Source organism: Phyllobacterium trifolii (assembly GCF_014192095.1).
Taxonomy (GTDB): Bacteria; Pseudomonadota; Alphaproteobacteria; order Rhizobiales; family Rhizobiaceae; genus Phyllobacterium; species Phyllobacterium trifolii.
The window spans coordinates 214,377-229,734 of sequence record NZ_JACHXN010000005.1; the positions used below are offsets into that span (position 1 = coordinate 214,377).

The window sequence follows — 15,358 nt, forward strand, 5'->3', positions numbered from 1 at the left end:
GGAGACTTCGATCATGTCTGACGCCATGAATGAGCTTTTGTCCATACTCGACCTTGAGATGCTTGAACACAACCTGTTTCGAGGTCGCAGCCCGCAGTCCGGCTGGCAACGCGTCTTCGGCGGGCAGGTGATCGGCCAGGCGCTGGTTGCGGCGCAGCGCACCGTCGATCCTCTGCGTCATGTGCACTCGCTGCACGGCTATTTCATGCGCGCCGGCGACCCGAAAGTGCCGATTATCTACGAGGTCGATCGTATTCGCGACGGTTCGAGTTTCACCACCCGGCGGGTCGTCGGCATCCAGCATGGCCACGCGATCTTTTCGCTCGAAGCCTCCTTCCAGATCGAGGAGGAGGGGCTCGAACATCAAAAGCCTAAACCGCTTGATGTCACCGAACCGGAAAATCTCATCAGCGACCGCGACCTGAAAGAGCAATATCTGCAGAATGCGCCTGCCGCTATCCGCAAGTACTGGGAGCAAGACAGGCCCATCGAGATGAAGCCCTTGTCGCTTGCCCACTATTTTTCGCGCGAGAAGCTGCCGCCCGAGCAGAACGTATGGATCAAGACCACAGGTCCCGTGCCGGATGATCGCGCCGTGCAGGCGGCAGTTCTCGCCTATCTGTCGGACATGACGCTGCTCGATACCTCGCTTTATGCGCATGGAAGATCGATTTTCGATCGCGACTTGCAGGTCGCCAGCCTCGACCACGCCATGTGGTTTCATCGTCCCTGCCGTTTCGACGATTGGCTGCTTTATACGGCAGATAGCCCCAGTACATCCGGTGCGCGTGGCTTTAATCGTGGTGCAATCTATAGCCGTGATGGCGCATTGATTGCCTCGACAGCACAGGAAGGCCTAATTCGTGTGCATTCCGAAGCGTGACGTTTTCAAAGTCCTTTGAGTTTGCCTAAATTTTAGGCATGTTGCTTAGCGTCACGCAGGCATGCCATCAATCGTTAAAAATATCCATTTGTAATCAATAACTTGGCGTTATATTTCGAGTCTGGCACAGAACTTGAATACTCCTTAGCAGTCACCGATTGCCACAAGCGGCTTTAGGCGATGGGTTCAACGCGGATGTGAAGCCTTTCGAGTAATTCCACCTGAAAGGCGCCGCGCAAGCGCAGGGGTATATTCAATGAAAATTGTGATGGCCATCATCAAGCCGTTCAAGCTGGACGAAGTGCGCGAAGCACTCACCGCTGTCGGCATCCAGGGCCTGACCGTCACCGAGGTGAAAGGTTATGGCCGCCAGAAAGGGCACACCGAAATTTATCGCGGGGCGGAATATGCCGTCAGCTTCCTTCCGAAGCTGAAGGTGGAAGTCGCGGTCGCATCCGAGCTCGTCGACACCGCCGTTGAAGCCATCACCACGGCTGCCAAGACCGGTCAGATCGGTGACGGAAAGATATTCGTTCTCAGCATCGAGCAGGCCGTCCGTATCCGCACGGGCGAAACCGACACCGACGCGCTGTGATTTATTTGGGGTTCAAGGAGACAATAATGAAAATTCCAACCAGTCTGACATCTGCGGCGCGCAGCACCCTTCTCGGGTCGCTGGCACTGGTCGCTATCGGTACGCTGGCCGCATTCGCTCAGGAGGCCGCGCCAGCAGCTCCCGCCGCCGCAGCGCCAGCCTTCACGGTCGACAAGGGCGACACCACCTGGATGATGATCTCGACAGTGCTTGTGCTGTTGATGACCATCCCCGGCCTCGCGCTTTTCTATGGCGGCCTTGTCCGCTCGAAGAACATGCTCTCGGTTCTCATGCAGGTCTTCACCATCACCGCTGTGGTGATGCTGATCTGGGTGTTCTACGGCTATAGCCTGGCCTTCACACCCGGCAATTCGTTCGTCGGCGGCCTTTCGAAGGCGTTCTTGCACGGTGTCGACGTGACGACGATGTCCGAAACCTTCACCAAAGGCGTCGCTATCCCCGAGCTGGTCTATGTCGTCTTCCAGATGACCTTTGCCTGCATTACGCCGGCGCTTATCGTCGGTGCATTCGCTGAACGTGTGAAGTTCTCGGCGGTTATCCTGTTCGTCATCCTCTGGGTTACCTTCGTCTACTTCCCGATCGCTCACATGGTCTGGTTCTGGGGCGGTCCAAGTGCCTATTCCGATCCGTCGGGCCTGATCTTCGGCTTCGGCGCAATCGACTTTGCCGGTGGTACCGTCGTTCACATCAATGCGGGTATTGCCGGTCTCGTCGGCGCTCTGATGATCGGCAAGCGTACCGGCTACAAGAAAGACATCATGGCACCGCACTCCATGACGATGACGATGATCGGTGCGTCATTGCTGTGGGTTGGCTGGTTCGGCTTCAATGCCGGTTCCAACCTCGAAGCCAATGCCTATGCAGGTCTTGCCATGATCAACACCTTCGTCGCGACAGCTGCTGCTGCGGTGATGTGGATCATCCTCGAATCCTTCCTGCGTGGTAAGGCTTCGATGCTCGGTGCCGTATCGGGTGCCGTCGCCGGCCTGGTTGCCGTTACCCCGGCTGCCGGCTTCGTCGGTCCGATGGGAGCCATCGTGCTCGGTGCGGTCGTCACCGTCGTCTGCTACTTCTTCGTCGCAGTGGTGAAGAACACGTTCGACTATGATGACAGCCTCGATGTCTTCGGCATCCATTGCGTCGGTGGCATCATCGGTGCTCTTGGCACCGGCATCCTCGTCAATCCGGCACTCGGTGGCGCTGGTATCGTCGATTATTCGACTGCCGATTTCGCCGCCAGCTATGCAGGTACCGCGACTCAGGTCTGGGCGCAGTTCAAGGGTGTTCTCGTGACACTGCTCTGGTCAGGTATCGGCAGCGCGATCCTTTACAAGATCGTCGATCTGATCGTCGGTCTGCGTGCATCGCCCGAATCCGAGCGTGAAGGTCTTGACCTCACCTCGCACGGGGAAGCTGCCTATCACAGCTGATAGGAGTACCTTGAAAAGAACCAGAAGGGCCCGGTTTCCGGGCCCTTTTCTTTCTGAGCATGGCGTCCTGGCCGCTGCCTTAACTTGCGAGCGCTTTTTCAGGCTGATAACGATCGGCAGCGTGGACCTGCGCGTAATTCGGAATCATTAACTGTCGAGCTGCGTCGAAAGCCTTCCATTGATCGGCATCCGGAAGTGGCGGAATAGTCACGGACTCGCGACGATCGAAGCCCACTAGCGCTGCGTCGACCAGTTCGTCTACTTCCATCACAGCCGGAAGTGTATTCACATCCCGACCCGAACGCTCCCAGATTTCTGTTCGCGTTGCCGCTGGCAGTACCACCTGGACATACACTCCCTTTGGGCCAAGTTCGAGCTGGAGCCCCTGGCTGAGGAACAGCACAAATGCTTTTGTCGCTCCGTAGACGGTCAGACCAAATTCAGGAGCCAATCCAACAACCGAGGCGATATTGATGATCGACCCTTCCCCAGCCTCGACGAAACGTGGCGTAACAGCGCTGACCAGCCGGGTCAGCGCTGTCGTGTTGAGGCTTATGAGCTTGGCCACATCGTCAGGCGTTTGATCGGCGAACCCGCCAGCTGCGCTGGCGCCGGCGTTGTTGATCAGTATGCCAATGCGCGTATCGTCACGCACCCGCGACTCCACCCTGGCGAGCTCAACCTCATCGGTGAGATCGGCTTGAAGGATATCGACATTGGCTCCGGTTTCACGGCGTAGCCGCTCGCTCAGCGTTTCCAATCGAGCCAGGTCGCGAGCTACCAATACCAGATCGTGCCCCCGTTTTGCGAAACGGTCGGCATAAACAGCACCGATGCCCGTGGAGGCTCCGGTAATAAGGACGGTGGATTTGGCGTTCATTTGATTTTTCCCTGCGTTTCGAATACTAATCATGATCATCATCATGTTTAGCGTATTCATGATCGCTATCATGATTAATGTCAAGAGACGAAATCGAGGACAAAAATGAAAATCAGCCGCGAGCAAGTGGCCGAAAACCGGCGAAGGATCCTGGAGGCAGCTGGCAGGCTTTTCAGGGCCAAAGGGTTCGAGGCGGTGACAGTGGCGGATGTCATGAAGGCGGCGTCTCTCACCCACGGCGCTTTTTATGGGCATTTCAATTCGAAAGATGACCTGATCGTTCAAACCCTGGCCCACATTGTTTCAGCCGGGATACCGGAGGACCTCGATCTGACGCGGTACGCGACGACGTACCTTTCGGAAAGTCACCGAGATGATATCGCAGGCGGATGTCCAACGGCGGGGCTGGCCGGCCAAACCATCCATCAATCGCCAGAGGCCCGCGCAGCTATGACGGCAGGCTTGCGAGAGCACATCGAGCGCTTGAGCCGCTCAGCTCCTGGGGCAACCGCAGAAAACAAACGGCGGGCTGCTATTGGGAGCTGGGCGGCGATGGTGGGTGCAGTCATCTTGGCCCGGATGAGCGATGACCCGAATTTGTCTGATGAACTGCTGGCGCAGACGCGTGAGTGGATTAGCCCGAAGTGAAGCCGCGTATCACAGCTGATAGAACAATCTTGAAAAGAAGCAGAAGGGCCCGGTTTTCCGGGCCCCTTTTTTGTTCGGACATGGCTCACCAGCGGCAACCTTGTGCCAACAGCGACGCCTGCGATTTGCGGGAACCCTCAGCTCCCGAACAATGCAAGCATTCCTTTATGGATAGTGAGTATTGTTTCGCCGGAGAGGTAACATGACGCTAACCGCTGAAGAACAAGACAAACTTGCGTTTCAAATTTGTTCCGAGCTGTCCCCAACGCTTCGAAAACCGCTAAGGCCTTGGTTGGATTGCTGGCAATTCGGCAAAAACCACTGGCTTGGTACCATAAAACGGCAAAGGCACTTCTCGTTGTTGTGAAGAGTAGAACAGCTCGAAAAGTTTGGAAGATATACGATCGCCACATCGCTCGCACACCCGGGCTCATGGCGGGTGTCAGTTATGGCGACAGGTATGTCATATCTTTGTTCGACATTGTGGGGGCAGTCAGCTGGATCCTATTTTCTTCTGGAGCCGAATTCGCTGAGAATCTCGCCAAGCGACTGTTAGAAGTAGATCAAGAAGCACATCCCTGACGATCACGAAGTCACCGCAGCCGCTACAACATTTCAATTTCGTTTTCGGTAAATACCTCGGCTTCCCTTCCATGGTTAATGGCCCCTTAACCATCCGCACCGTAACGTCAGAATCAACTCTTGGATTGGCGGCTGCTCGCAGCTGCTCTGTATGCGTTCACGCGGGGCCGGATTTCATGCGTCAAGGATACCCTTCCTCCTATGCCATTGATGATCAGCGAACCGGGTTATCCAGCCTGTTTCGCAGGCAGATTCATATCCTGTGGGGGCTGGGACTTATCGGCTTCGTGGCCTTTGCCATCGGCAGCCTCGCCACGTGGAACGTGCTCGATCCAAGCTTCAGTCATGCGACGTCGAATCCGACTCGCAACGCGCTCGGTTATCCCGGTGCGGTCTTTGCCGATCTCGGCATGCAGTTTTTTGGTCTTTCCATGGTTGTGGCACTGATGCCGGCTCTTTTCTGGGGCGGGCTCTTTCTCACCGGCCGCGGTGTCGACCGTATGCCGCGCCGGGCCATTGCCTGGCTTTGCGCCTCGCTTCTGGCCGCGGCGATAGCCGGCTGCTTCGCTATACCTGAAAGCTGGCCGATGCCTATCGGTCTCGGCGGTGTCTTTGGTGATATGGTCCTCAAGATACCCGGCATCTTTATCGGCACTTTCCCCCGTGGCGGTTTGGCCATGATCATGGTTGCCATTCTTGCCATCCCGACCCTTTGGATCTTTGGCTTTGCCAGTGGCATCACCTATCGCGACAGCGAGCCGGTGGTCACCAAGAAGTCCACGCGCCACGTGGCCGAAGATGATGATTACGACGACGAGGATGATGATGATCGCGAAGGTGGCGGCCTGCTCGCTCTCGGCGCCTTGACCCATTGGTTCCTGAGCACGAAAGCCCTGTTCCGCCGGGTTTCAGGTCGTAGCGCCGGGCTCTACAACAGTGCACGCAGTATCGGCACGCGTCATGACGGCGATTTCCCTGACATTGCGGTTTCGCGTCAGAAAAACGGCCAGACCGGTGGACGGCGCGAGCCCGGCTTCTACGACGAAGCACCACAAATTGAGGCGCCTGCTATAGATATCGGCAATGATGAGTTCGACGGCCGCTTCGATCCGGTCGCCTTCAGCGATGAAGAGGACGTTGACGATTGGGCACTGCAATCAGCTCCGGCAAGACCGACGGCGATTCCGAACAGGCCAGTTGCCGCGCGCATTGATACACCGGCGCCTGCGCCGCGGGCCGGCGCGCGCGTTCAGCGCGAGGCACAGGCATCGTTGATTGCGTCTGACGAGTACGAGATGCCGTCGCTGCATTTCCTGAGCGAACCGAAGAACGTCGTGCGCAATCCGGGCCTTTCCAAGGAGGCTTTGGAACAGAACGCGCGGCTGCTGGAAGGCGTGCTCGAGGATTTTGGGGTGCGCGGTGAAATCATCCATGTGCGTCCGGGCCCGGTGGTGACGCTCTACGAACTGGAACCGGCGCCGGGTATCAAATCGTCGCGGGTCATCACCCTCGCCGACGATATCGCCCGCTCCATGAGCGCGATTGCCGCGCGTGTCGCCGTGGTGCCCGGTCGCAATGCCATCGGTATCGAGCTTCCGAACCAGACCCGCGAGATGGTCTATCTGCGTGAACTTCTGGCAAGCCGTGACTTTGAACAGACAAAGACCAAGTTGGCGCTCGCGCTCGGTAAGACCATCAACGGCGAGGCCGTTATCGCCGACCTTGCGAAAATGCCCCATCTCTTGGTCGCCGGAACGACGGGCTCGGGTAAGTCCGTTGCGATCAATACGATGATCCTCTCCTTGCTCTACCGGATGACGCCGGAGCAGTGCCGCCTGATCATGATCGACCCGAAGATGCTGGAACTGTCGATCTATGATGGCATTCCGCATCTGTTGACGCCCGTCGTCACCGATCCGAAAAAGGCCGTCGTCGCGCTGAAGTGGACGGTCAAGGAGATGGAAGACCGCTACCGCAAGATGTCGAAAGTCGGCGTGCGCAATATTGACGGTTTCAATCAGCGGGTCGAGCAGGCCCACAAGAAGGGCGAGCGTATTGCCCGGACGGTACAGACCGGCTTTGATCGCGCGACGGGCGAGGCCGTCTATGAGACTGAAGAGCTCGACCTGAAGCCGATGCCCTATATCGTCGTCATCATCGACGAAATGGCCGACCTGATGATGGTCGCCGGCAAGGATATTGAAGGTGCGGTGCAGCGGCTGGCGCAGATGGCGCGCGCCGCCGGTATACATGTGATCATGGCGACGCAGCGTCCGTCGGTCGATGTCATCACCGGCACAATCAAGGCGAATTTCCCGACACGTATTTCGTTCCAGGTTACATCGAAGATCGATTCGCGAACGATCCTTGGCGAGCAGGGCGGCGAGCAGCTGCTCGGCATGGGCGACATGCTCTATATGGCCGGCGGCGGACGCATCCAGCGCGTGCATGGACCATTTGTCGGGGACGATGAAGTGGAGAAGATCGTCCAGCATCTGAAACTGCAAGGCGTTCCGGAATATCTCGATTCGATTACAGAGGAAGACGACGAAGACGAAGGTGGCGGCCCAGCGGGAACGTCCAATCTCGAAGATTCGGACGATCCCTATGATCAGGCAGTTGCCGTCGTGCTTCGCGACAAGAAGGCATCAACGAGCTATATCCAGCGCCGGCTCGGCATTGGTTACAACCGCGCTGCTTCGATCATCGAGCGCATGGAACAGGAAGGGCTTGTCGGCCCTGCCAATCACGCAGGCAAACGCGAGATTCTCGTGCCGACAGAGGACGATGAGTTCTAGGCGCGAGTTCTTACCCTACCCCTTGTGGGGAGGGACGGAGCGAAGCGACGGGGAGGGGTCTTTATGGCCCAAAATGTGTACTGACGATGCAGGCGAGATGAATCGAAAACCCCTCCCTGCTGCTGCGCAGCCTCCCTCCCCACAAGGGGGAGGGTAAGAAGCGGAAACGTCGGTACTTGAACGAGTAACGTAAGGATTTTGTAGGCCGTTATGGAACAATAGGCAGCGGCGCATTACATAACGATTCAAGCTCAGGTTACGTAACGGCGCAAGGGAACAAGAAACGATATCCTGCCGTTTATTGGCCATAGTGCAGCCCAACTGGCTTCGTACGAAGAGAGACGACAGGAGATATGATCATGATACTGACAAAAGCACCGTTTCGCGCCCTTGGCTCAGTGGCAAAGAGCTCTGCGGTTGCTTCCATCGTCGGCATGGGTCTCCTGTTTGGCGCTGCGAATATAGTGCTGCCGACCCCGGCCTTGGCACAAGCCGCACCCGCCGGCATTAACGCAGCGCAGGACATAGCCAACAAGTTCTCCAGCGTCAAAACGCTGACGGGCAGTTTTGTCCAGTTCGGCCCGCGTGGAGATCAGACCGGGGGCACGTTCTATATCGAACGTCCCGGTAAAATCCGCTTCAACTACAACAAGCCGTCGCCCATTCGCGTTATCTCCGACGGCAAGTCCGTGGTGATCAACAATCGCAAGCTCGACACCTGGGATCTCTATCCGCTGTCGAAAACGCCGCTGAAGCTGCTCCTGAGCGATCAGATCGATCTGTCCGCAAGGTCGGTCAAATCGGTGAAGCAGGAGCCGGACATGACGACGATCGTGCTTGGCGACAAGTCGATCTTCGGCAACTCGACCATTTCGATGATGTTCGATCCGAAAACATCCGACCTGCGCCAGTGGACCATCACCGATGCCCAAGGTCTCGATACAACGGTGATGATCACCGATGTGCGGACCGGCGTGCGCTTTGCCGATGATATGTTCAAGATCGACTACACCCGCATCGCGATGAAGCGGTAGCCAGGTCATGACCTTGGCCTTGCGGTTTGCCAAATCTTTTGGCATGACCGGATGAACCACGCACTACAGAGAGTGCCGCCCATCCATCTTGCGAGTCTTCATGCCCTTTGCCGTTGCCACCTGGAACATCAATTCGGTGCGCCTGCGCTTGCCGCTGGTCCTGCAATTCCTGCGCGACTATCAACCCGACGTGCTGTGCCTGCAGGAAACCAAATGCCCGGATGATCTTTTCCCGCGCGAGGCATTTCACATGGCCGGGTATGAGCATATCGAGATCAGCGGTCAGAAGGGTTATCATGGCGTCGCCACCCTGTCGCGACGCCCTCTGACCGAACCGGCGCGTGTCGGGTTTTGCGATATCGCCGATTGCCGGCATTTGAGCACGATCGTCAATGCCGGGTCGAAGCGGCTGCGTATCCACAATTTCTACGTTCCAGCCGGAGGCGATGAGCCGGATCCGGAAATCAATCCAAAATTCAAGCATAAGCTCGGGTTCCTAGACGAGATGCGCGCGATGAATGCTGTTCACGGCGATGGTCATGCGTCTCTGCTGGTTGGCGATCTCAACATTGCCCCGCTTGAAACCGATGTCTGGTCGCACAAACAACTTTTGAAAGTCGTCAGCCATACGCCGGTCGAAACAGAAGGCCTCGAAAATCTGCGGAAGGATGGCGGGTGGAGCGATCTGATGCGTCATCATATCCCGCCGAGCGAGAAGATCTATACCTGGTGGAGCTATCGCGCCGCTGATTGGGCGGCCGCCGATCGCGGACGGCGGCTGGATCACATATGGGGGTCGCCGGACCTGGAAACCGATCTGACCGACATCACGATCCTTCGCGAGGCACGCGGATGGGAGCGCCCGTCGGACCATGTTCCGGTCATTGCACGTTTTAATCTGGACTGAGTTTGATCCGAAACAAGAATTGTACAAGAATAGTCGAATCCTGTTCGAACTTTCTCGAATCTGATGCAAGAATCCTCGATTCTGCTGCAAGAATTTCAATCTGCGCGGGAAATTTGGTTGTGGCCGGTTTAGTCAGCGCTCATTGAACAGGTGTTCGTACCTGGTAATGGCCTCGATCATTTCGCTGAGGTCGGCCGATATCTGGTCATGCAAAGCTGCGGCGATTTCGGGATATTCCTCGAGAATCCGCCGGAAAAGCGAGCGATTGAGCCGGATGACCTCAGTTTCGGATTCGGCCATAGCGCTGGTCAGGCGCTTGGTCTGGGCGATGATCGCCATCTCGCCGAGGACAGCACCAGGACCCACCGTTTTCAGGATTATGCGACCTGTCGGCCCTTCTCGGAACAGGGAAATGTCACCGCGATCAATGACATAGGCACAATCTGCCGCTTGACCCTCGCGGTAGAGTTCGCGGCCTTCGCGCAAAACAAGACGTTCGGTGCCGAAGGCGAGCAGGCGCAACTGGTCGCGCGTAAACGTCTCGAACAGCCCCACCGTCTCCAGAATGCGAATATCATCTTCAATTGCCATGCAATAACAGACATATACCTAGATTGGCGCCGCGCATAACCCCAAAAAATCATCTTCAGGATTACGCGCAAATCATTCGTGTGCTGCGTCCTTTATGCCTCAAAAAAGAGGTATGGCGTAGCAATCGGCATCAAGGAATGAGTTTGTATCCCCCGCTTTCGGTGACAAGTATGGTCGAATTGGATGGATCATGTTCTATTTTCTGCCGCAACCGGTACACATGCGTCTCCAGCGTGTGTGTCGTCACCCCAGAGTTGTATCCCCACACCTCTTCAAGCAAGATATCCCTTGTGATGACCTTGCCGCCCGCACGGTAAAGATATTTGATTATTGCGACTTCCTTCTCGGTCAGCCGTATCTTGCTGCCTTTGGCGTCGATCAGCATCTTTTGCCCGGGCTTGAACGTATAGGGCCCGACAATGAAAGTCGCGTCCTCGCTCTGTTCATGCTGGCGGAGTTGTGCCCGAATGCGCGCCAGCAGGACCGCAAAGCGAAAAGGCTTGGTCACATAGTCGTTTGCGCCCGATTCGAGGCCAAGAATGGTATCCGAATCGGTATCGTGCCCCGTCAGCATGATGACCGGGGCTTTGAAGCCGCCCTTGCGCAAAAGCTTGATCGCCTCGCGCCCATCCATGTCCGGCAGCCCGACATCCATGATCAGGAGATCGACAACGCCGTTTCTCGCCGTCTGAACGGCTTTGGTCGCATTATCTTCCTCGATGATCTGGAATTCTTCATAGAGGCTCAGTTGTTCAACCAGGATGGCTCGCAAGTCTGCATCGTCATCGACGATAAGAATGGTACGCGCTGTCATCGGATCTCCCGCAGATGGAAAGAAGTCATTGGAATTTAAGTCGAATAGTACAGGAAAGAAAGGGGATCGACTTGATATTGGTTATGCGGCGCATCAGTCTGACAAAAAAATGCTTTTTATGAGGCAAGCATGAGTCGCAGGTCCTTGAAATTGATCGATGTTCGTCCGAGACCTGGCCATACGAGCCAAGGGCAGTTGATCGCGGGCAATATGATCCTGCGCTGTGCGCTGGGCAAAGGCGGAATCACGGCCTTCAAGCGCGAAGGTGACGGTGGAACGCCGCTCACGCGCATGCGGTTGCTCTACGGCTTCAAGCGTCCTGACAAGAAAGTGAGGGGAACGCGGGCCCTGTTGCTCAAGGTACTCCGCCGCGACGATGGCTGGTGCGAGGTTAGTAATGATCGCAATTACAACCGGAAGGTGCGCATTCCCTATGGTGCCAGCCACGAAACCATGTGGCGCAAGGATGATCTATACGATGTCTGCATCGTCATGGACTGGAACATCAGACCGCGACATCGTGCCAAGGGAAGTGCGATCTTCTTTCATCTGGCAAGACCGGGCTATACACCAACGGAAGGCTGCATTGCCTTGAGTAGGGCCGATATGAACCGGCTTTTACCTTATCTTTCGAACCAGACCGTCGTTCGCGTGCTGCGTTAGCGCTTGAAACGCCAAACTGTCGTCTGCTTCACGTCGGCGTCTTCGAGAATTCTTGTCACCGGTACCGAGTAAACTGCCAATGGATCCAGCAGGTTCTTGGGAAAATAGGAGCGGCCGGGATCGCCAACGATGATGTCCGCACCGCGGGCAGCCAGTCCGGTGAACCAAGGTACAAGTCTGTCGGCCAATGGCTTGTCATAAAAAACGTCACCGGCCAGAACGACATCCCAACCGTCGTCGCTGCCAATCAGATCATCGACTCGAATCTCGACTGTCGCATGATTTGCTTCAGCGTTCAGAGCGATCGCTGGGCGCGCGAACGGGTCGATGTCGCAAGAGATAACATGCTTCGCTCCGGCTTGAGCAGCAGCAATACCGACGAGACCGGAGCCCGAGGCGAAATCGAGGACAACGGCGTTTGCAACCGTTGCGGGATGATCGAGCACGTAGCGCGCAACTCCTTGCCCGCCCGCCCAGGCAAATGCCCAGAAAGGTGGCGGCAGGCCGATTGTTGTCAGTTCGTCTTCTGTACGGTGCCAGAGGTCATGCGCGTCATCGGCAAGATAGAGCTTAGTCTCCGGTACATGCGGGGGCGATTGGAGATTGGTATTCGCTAGAACGAACCGGCGATAGTGATCGCTTTCAGGATCGAGAGCAGGCTCAACCACGGGATGAATTCATTCCGGTGCCGGAACCAGTCCGCCCATGCGGCAAACCTCTTTCCATTCGTCCGGTTGCACTGGCTGCACCGATAGCCGCATGGACGTAACCAGCGCCATCTTTTCCAGTTTCGGATTGGCTTTGACATCTTTCAAGGTCACAGAATTTGGCACATCCTTGACCGCGCGGATATCAACGCATTCCCAGCGGGGATCTTCGGTGCTCGAATCATGATGCGCAAGCGCACAAACCTCGACGATACCGACGACGTCCAGCCCTTCATTGGAATGGTAGAAGAAGCCTTTATCACCGATTTTCATGGCACGCATATTGTTGCGTGCCTGATAGTTGCGCACGCCGGTCCACTCTGTACCTTTGGCCCCGGCGGCTTTTTGATTGTCCCACGACCATGAATCAGGTTCTGATTTGAATAGCCAAAATGCCATGATAGCACCTATTTGTTGTCAGGATTCTTGATTGCCCAGTTCCACGGGCGGATGTCGACCGAGGCGAAAAGCCCAGCCTTGGCATAGGGGTCATTCGCTGCAATCTTCTTTGCTGCAGCAAGGTCAGGCGCCTCGACAACCACCAGGCTGCCGTTTGGCTTGGCGTCATCGCCAAGGAACGGCCCAGCAAATTTCAGGCGATCACCTAGGCTGTTCAAATAATCGAGATGAGAGGCGCGTGTGTCGAGGCGCAGTTGCAGATGATCAGGCTTGTCGTTGCACAGAAGGGCATAGAGCATTCATTGTCTCCCGGTTTAACTCTCGTTCTTTAGCGGCCGCGCCAGTAGCGCCTCCATGGCCTCGTCGATGGTGATGTAGCGGTCGAGTATTTGCGCTACAGTCGCAATGATCGGCGCTTCGATATTGTTGCGGGCAGCAAGTTCGGCAGCGATTGCAGCCGTGGCCACGCCTTCGGCCAATGGTCGGCCAGTCAAGTCTTCCCCACGCCCGAGCGCAAGCCCGTACGAGTAATTACGCGATTGCGGCGTAGAGCAAGTAAGCATGAGATCGCCAAGTCCCGAAAGACCCATGATCGTCTCCGGCCTTGCGCCCATAGCCTCGCCAATCCGCCGCAATTCGACAAACCCGCGGGTGACAAGCGCCGCTTGGGCGCTGGCGCCAAAACCGCGGCCTATGGCGGCCCCGGCGGCAATGGCGAGCACATTCTTGAGTGCGCCGCCAATTTCCACACCGATCAAATCATCCGTTGAATAACAGCGGAAAGTCGGGCCGGACAGCATCAGGGCAATGCGGTCGGCAAGCGCCTGACTACGAGCGGCGACTGTTACGGCAGTCGGCAATCCCCTCGCCACATCGGTTGCAAAACTTGGCCCCGAAAGGGCCCCAAGGGTCTGGTCGGGCATAATCCCGGCGACCAGTTCGGACATCAGCTGGCCACTGTGACGCTCTATGCCCTTGGCGCAAATCACTAGCGGTGCGGTGACCGGAATGAGGTCTTTCAGTTCCTGTAGGGCACTGGAAAGCGCTTGCGCTGGAATGACGCAAAGGATCAGGTCAACTCCGGCGAGAACTTCCCGGGCGTCGATACTTGCCGTGAGTGCTGGATGCAAGTCAATTCCGGGCAGATAAGTCTCGTTACGATGCGCCTGGTTGACGGAATCGACGGTTGTGGCGCTGCGTGCATACAGTCGGACTGCATTGCCGTTACGGGCGGCCATGGTACCAAGCGCAGTACCCCAGGCACCTCCTCCAACTATGGCAATCGAAGGCTGGCTCATGCCTTGGCTCCGCGCCGGCCTGCGCCGATCAAAGGTGTTGAATGCATGTCCAGTGGCCAGCGCGAGCGCGGGGCAACATCGAGCGAATCGGCAGGTGTGAGACCAGCCCGTTCGGCACCCGCCCACGCAATCATTGCGGCATTGTCTGTGCAAAGGGCCATGGGTGGTGCAATGAAGCGGAAGCCATTATCCGAGCATAGACGCTGCAGACCGTCACGCAGAACCTTGTTTGCGGCAACACCACCGGCAACAACCAATGCCGGCTTCTTGACATCCGGGAAACTCGCGCGAAACCGCTGCAGTGAGCGCGAAACCCGGTCGTCGAGTGTGTCGGCGACGGCGGTTTGAAAAGCGGCGCAAATGTCATTGACGTCGATTTGCGATAACGGTTCCAACGCTGTCGCCAGTTGCCGCACCGCCGTTTTTAAACCTGAAAAGGAGAAATCCAGTCTCTCCTCGCCTTTCAGCGGACGCGGTAGGGTGAATCGGCTGGGATCGCCGAGCAGAGCTGCCTTCTCCACTTCAGGCCCTCCCGGATAGGGCAGGCCGAGTAGTTTGGCGGTCTTGTCGAATGCTTCGCCGAGGGCATCGTCTATGGTCGTGCCCAACCGCTCATAATCGCCAAGACCTTTGACCAGAACCATCTGCGTGTGGCCGCCGGAGACGAGCAGCAGCAGATAAGGAAAATCAATGCGATCGGTCAGGCGCGGGGTCAGCGCATGGCCCTCGAGATGATTGATGGCGTAAAAAGGCTTCTGACTGGCCATCGCTATCGCCTTTCCGGTCATCAAACCGACAATCAATCCGCCGATCAAGCCCGGACCGGCGGTGGCAGCCACAGCATCGACATCGTCCAGAGTTATCTGCGCTTCGTGCAATGCCTGGCCAATCAACCGATCGAGTACTTCGACATGGGCGCGCGCAGCAATTTCAGGCACCACGCCGCCATAGGGCGCGTGTTCGTCGATCTGGCTCAGGACGACGTTCGAAAGGATGTGCCCGTGGCCTTGGTCGTCGCGCTCGACTACCGCCGCCGCCGTTTCGTCACAGCTTGTCTCAATACCTAGTACCCGCATCGGTAAACCTGATATCCTTCGCCGCATTGTCG

At 56.9% G+C, this 15,358-nt stretch carries 16 protein-coding genes; 8 read left to right on the top strand and 8 right to left on the bottom strand.

Annotated features, from left to right (window positions below; translation table 11 throughout):
• Positions 1–13: 13 nt before the first annotated feature.
• The 3 genes from tesB (at position 14) to FHS21_RS09950 (ending at position 2,929) form a co-directional block, all read left to right on the top strand.
• Entirely contained in the window at positions 14–883 is an 870-nt protein-coding gene (gene tesB / locus FHS21_RS09940; protein WP_112525088.1) for an acyl-CoA thioesterase II, read from the top strand.
• 256 nt (positions 884–1,139) lie between these two features.
• Complete coding sequence (locus FHS21_RS09945) at positions 1,140–1,478, top strand: P-II family nitrogen regulator (RefSeq protein ID WP_100000921.1); 339 nt, start codon at positions 1,140–1,142, stop codon at positions 1,476–1,478.
• 26 nt (positions 1,479–1,504) lie between these two features.
• Positions 1,505–2,929 carry an ammonium transporter gene (locus tag FHS21_RS09950; protein ID WP_112525090.1) on the top strand — a complete coding sequence of 475 codons (1,425 nt, stop codon included), beginning with the start codon at positions 1,505–1,507 and terminating at the stop codon, positions 2,927–2,929.
• Between the two features lie 79 nt (positions 2,930–3,008).
• On the opposite strand, the gene FHS21_RS09955 is transcribed toward FHS21_RS09950, so the two are convergent.
• Complete coding sequence (locus tag FHS21_RS09955; protein ID WP_112525092.1) at positions 3,009–3,809, bottom strand: SDR family NAD(P)-dependent oxidoreductase; 801 nt, start codon at positions 3,807–3,809, stop codon at positions 3,009–3,011.
• Positions 3,810–3,914: 105 nt separating this feature from the next.
• Here FHS21_RS09955 and FHS21_RS09960 point away from each other — a divergent pair, with 105 nt between their 5' ends.
• The 4 genes from FHS21_RS09960 (at position 3,915) to FHS21_RS09975 (ending at position 9,778) form a co-directional block, all read left to right on the top strand.
• Positions 3,915–4,457, top strand: a complete 543-nt coding sequence (locus FHS21_RS09960) for a TetR/AcrR family transcriptional regulator (RefSeq protein ID WP_112525094.1) — start codon at positions 3,915–3,917, stop codon at positions 4,455–4,457.
• 758 nt (positions 4,458–5,215) lie between these two features.
• Positions 5,216–7,837, top strand: a complete 2,622-nt coding sequence (locus FHS21_RS09965; protein ID WP_112525098.1) for a DNA translocase FtsK — start codon at positions 5,216–5,218, stop codon at positions 7,835–7,837.
• Between the two features lie 359 nt (positions 7,838–8,196).
• Positions 8,197–8,871, top strand: coding sequence for an outer membrane lipoprotein carrier protein LolA (locus tag FHS21_RS09970; RefSeq protein WP_183661795.1), 675 nt, complete (start codon positions 8,197–8,199; stop codon positions 8,869–8,871).
• Between the two features lie 100 nt (positions 8,872–8,971).
• Positions 8,972–9,778 (top strand): exodeoxyribonuclease III, encoded by an 807-nt coding sequence (locus FHS21_RS09975; protein ID WP_112525102.1) that lies wholly within the window; start codon positions 8,972–8,974, stop codon positions 9,776–9,778.
• Between the two features lie 132 nt (positions 9,779–9,910).
• Here FHS21_RS09975 and FHS21_RS09980 read toward each other — a convergent pair whose 3' ends face one another.
• Positions 9,911–10,369, bottom strand: a complete 459-nt coding sequence (locus FHS21_RS09980; RefSeq protein ID WP_112525104.1) for a cyclic nucleotide-binding domain-containing protein — start codon at positions 10,367–10,369, stop codon at positions 9,911–9,913.
• A gap of 130 nt (positions 10,370–10,499) precedes the next feature.
• The gene (locus FHS21_RS09985; RefSeq protein WP_112525106.1) at positions 10,500–11,183 is read right to left on the bottom strand and encodes a response regulator transcription factor; all 684 of its coding nucleotides are present in this window, start codon (positions 11,181–11,183) and stop codon (positions 10,500–10,502) included.
• 129 nt (positions 11,184–11,312) lie between these two features.
• Between FHS21_RS09985 and FHS21_RS09990 the strand changes: the two genes are divergently transcribed.
• Positions 11,313–11,846, top strand: coding sequence for a L,D-transpeptidase family protein (locus FHS21_RS09990; RefSeq protein WP_112525108.1), 534 nt, complete (start codon positions 11,313–11,315; stop codon positions 11,844–11,846).
• Here the strand turns inward: FHS21_RS09990 and FHS21_RS09995 are convergent.
• The 5 genes from FHS21_RS09995 to tsaD are packed head-to-tail and all read right to left on the bottom strand — an operon-like array spanning position 11,843 to position 15,326.
• Positions 11,843–12,514 carry a class I SAM-dependent methyltransferase gene (locus FHS21_RS09995; RefSeq protein ID WP_112525110.1) on the bottom strand — a complete coding sequence of 224 codons (672 nt, stop codon included), beginning with the start codon at positions 12,512–12,514 and terminating at the stop codon, positions 11,843–11,845. The genes FHS21_RS09990 and FHS21_RS09995 overlap by 4 nt on opposite strands.
• Before the next feature lie 9 nt (positions 12,515–12,523).
• Positions 12,524–12,952 carry an EVE domain-containing protein gene (locus FHS21_RS10000; protein WP_112525112.1) on the bottom strand — a complete coding sequence of 143 codons (429 nt, stop codon included), beginning with the start codon at positions 12,950–12,952 and terminating at the stop codon, positions 12,524–12,526.
• 8 nt (positions 12,953–12,960) lie between these two features.
• Entirely contained in the window at positions 12,961–13,251 is a 291-nt protein-coding gene (locus FHS21_RS10005) for a YciI-like protein (protein WP_112525114.1), read from the bottom strand.
• Positions 13,252–13,266: 15 nt separating this feature from the next.
• On the bottom strand, positions 13,267–14,250 hold the full coding sequence (locus tag FHS21_RS10010; protein WP_183661797.1) for an NAD(P)H-dependent glycerol-3-phosphate dehydrogenase: 984 nt from the start codon (positions 14,248–14,250) through the stop codon (positions 13,267–13,269).
• A complete protein-coding gene (gene tsaD / locus FHS21_RS10015; protein ID WP_112525118.1) occupies positions 14,247–15,326 on the bottom strand; it encodes a tRNA (adenosine(37)-N6)-threonylcarbamoyltransferase complex transferase subunit TsaD in 1,080 nt (359 codons plus the stop codon). The genes FHS21_RS10010 and tsaD overlap by 4 nt, the downstream gene beginning before the upstream one ends.
• Positions 15,327–15,358 lie beyond the last annotated feature (32 nt).

Coding starts and splice junctions, on each gene's coding strand:
- tesB (WP_112525088.1), top strand. CDS start 14: ATGTCTGACGCCATGAATGAGCTTTTGTCCATACTCGACCTTGAGATG.
- FHS21_RS09945 (WP_100000921.1), top strand. CDS start 1,140: ATGAAAATTGTGATGGCCATCATCAAGCCGTTCAAGCTGGACGAAGTG.
- FHS21_RS09950 (WP_112525090.1), top strand. CDS start 1,505: ATGAAAATTCCAACCAGTCTGACATCTGCGGCGCGCAGCACCCTTCTC.
- FHS21_RS09955 (WP_112525092.1), bottom strand. CDS start 3,809: ATGAACGCCAAATCCACCGTCCTTATTACCGGAGCCTCCACGGGCATC.
- FHS21_RS09960 (WP_112525094.1), top strand. CDS start 3,915: ATGAAAATCAGCCGCGAGCAAGTGGCCGAAAACCGGCGAAGGATCCTG.
- FHS21_RS09965 (WP_112525098.1), top strand. CDS start 5,216: ATGCGTCAAGGATACCCTTCCTCCTATGCCATTGATGATCAGCGAACC.
- FHS21_RS09970 (WP_183661795.1), top strand. CDS start 8,197: ATGATACTGACAAAAGCACCGTTTCGCGCCCTTGGCTCAGTGGCAAAG.
- FHS21_RS09975 (WP_112525102.1), top strand. CDS start 8,972: ATGCCCTTTGCCGTTGCCACCTGGAACATCAATTCGGTGCGCCTGCGC.
- FHS21_RS09980 (WP_112525104.1), bottom strand. CDS start 10,369: ATGGCAATTGAAGATGATATTCGCATTCTGGAGACGGTGGGGCTGTTC.
- FHS21_RS09985 (WP_112525106.1), bottom strand. CDS start 11,183: ATGACAGCGCGTACCATTCTTATCGTCGATGACGATGCAGACTTGCGA.
- FHS21_RS09990 (WP_112525108.1), top strand. CDS start 11,313: ATGAGTCGCAGGTCCTTGAAATTGATCGATGTTCGTCCGAGACCTGGC.
- FHS21_RS10000 (WP_112525112.1), bottom strand. CDS start 12,952: ATGGCATTTTGGCTATTCAAATCAGAACCTGATTCATGGTCGTGGGAC.
- FHS21_RS10005 (WP_112525114.1), bottom strand. CDS start 13,251: ATGCTCTATGCCCTTCTGTGCAACGACAAGCCTGATCATCTGCAACTG.
- FHS21_RS10010 (WP_183661797.1), bottom strand. CDS start 14,250: ATGAGCCAGCCTTCGATTGCCATAGTTGGAGGAGGTGCCTGGGGTACT.
- tsaD (WP_112525118.1), bottom strand. CDS start 15,326: ATGCGGGTACTAGGTATTGAGACAAGCTGTGACGAAACGGCGGCGGCG.